The sequence below is a fragment of the Pseudoalteromonas sp. SCQQ13 genome, assembly GCF_015864415.1.
Lineage (GTDB): Bacteria > Pseudomonadota > Gammaproteobacteria > Enterobacterales > Alteromonadaceae > Pseudoalteromonas > Pseudoalteromonas nigrifaciens.
On the sequence record NZ_JADYXG010000027.1, the window covers coordinates 33,407 to 34,886 of the forward strand.

The 1,480-nt window shown below is 38.5% G+C and carries 4 tRNA genes; 2 read left to right on the forward strand and 2 right to left on the reverse strand.

What is annotated here, in order from left to right:
• Window positions 1-134: 134 nt before the first annotated feature.
• Window positions 135-210: transfer RNA gene (locus I6F41_RS16685), tRNA-Glu, on the reverse strand.
• Window positions 211-247: 37 nt separating this feature from the next.
• Window positions 248-323 (reverse strand) — tRNA-Ala (locus tag I6F41_RS16690).
• A gap of 735 nt (window positions 324-1,058) precedes the next feature.
• Here I6F41_RS16690 and I6F41_RS16695 point away from each other — a divergent pair.
• Together I6F41_RS16695 and I6F41_RS16700 are read left to right on the forward strand one after the other, a co-directional pair.
• Window positions 1,059-1,134, forward strand: a tRNA-Val gene (locus I6F41_RS16695).
• 150 nt (window positions 1,135-1,284) lie between these two features.
• Window positions 1,285-1,360 (forward strand) — tRNA-Val (locus tag I6F41_RS16700).
• The last annotated feature ends 120 nt before the right edge of the window (window positions 1,361-1,480 follow it).

Sequence of the window (1,480 nt, forward strand, 5' to 3'; positions counted from 1 at the left end):
ATCACTAGGACAATTGATTAGTTTAACTCACATCCTGAGTTTTAAGGTAATTGCGCTTAATACAAGTAAAGACTCGAGCTTTAATTGTGACGCTATTTTCTCGGTAAAACCGCCTTTAACTAATTAAAGCTAAATGGCGTCCCCAAGGGGATTCGAACCCCTGTTACCGCCGTGAAAGGGCGGTGTCCTAGGCCTCTAGACGATGGGGACACAGAAAACTGCTACCCTAGGACAAACACTAATAAGTTGGTGGAGCTATGCGGGATCGAACCGCAGACCTCTTCACTGCCAGCGAAGCGCTCTCCCAGCTGAGCTATAGCCCCAACTTATTTACACACGCTGTGATAAACACGTCGTGTATTGCTTAGTGCGGGGCGCATTCTATGCACCACCCAAAATAAAGTCAACAGTTTTTTGTTCTGCTTTATTTAAATGGTTTATTTTTCAACAAACTGGCTACCAAGCAGGCTAAAAAGGGCAATTTACAGTAAATTAGCCCCTTGAGTGTATTATAAATTATGGCTGGATGATTAGATAACCCCTGCTCTGCTTGTTTTAATTTTTATTGAGCATAGAAAAGGTATACATTTATATGCAAATTCAACTTGGCATATTTAGTTCATCGTTCAATGACGTATCCTTACTTTATGCCTTGGCATAATAACCACTTTACGCACTATTAGATCGCATTGGTTTTTTGCGGATTAAAATTGGTTTAATTTAAAGGCGATTTAATCACGGCGTAAATTTATAACTTAAGTGATTACTTTATATAAGCTGCACTTTATGATCAATAAACACACCACAGCAACTAAGTTAAAATAGATTGGCTTATTACTTTCTTGATTTTCGATATTAACTATCTAAGCCTAAACAGATAATACGGCGTTTATTTAAACACTAAGCATTGATTTGTCGATAAAACAAACTCCAAACATTACTTGTTGTTTATAAAACCCCCACTCAGCACATTTTTATCATTCAAGTGTTGACACATTTACAACTCTATCTATAATAGCGCCCCACAACAACGCAGCATTGTGTTGTTGTTTAGATGTGGGTGATTAGCTCAGTTGGGAGAGCATCGCCCTTACAAGGCGAGGGTCACTGGTTCAAGTCCAGTATCACCCACCACTTTTTATAAGTGTTCACATCTAAATTTCTATATGAGTAATTAGCTCAGTTAGAAAAAGAGAGCATCTCCGCTACTAATAAGCAACGGCGAAGTTCACTGGTTAAAGTCCAGTACTATTTATTTTAATAGTAGCGTTTTAATTTATATGTGGGTGATTAGCTCAGTTGGGAGAGCATCGCCCTTACAAGGCGAGGGTCACTGGTTCAAGTCCAGTATCACCCACCACATATAAAACCTATGATTATATAATAGTCACGTTTTAAAATTGTAATATGGGTCGTTAGCTCAGTTACAAAAAGAGAGCATCACCGCTACTTACAAGTAATGGCGAAGTTCACTGGTTAA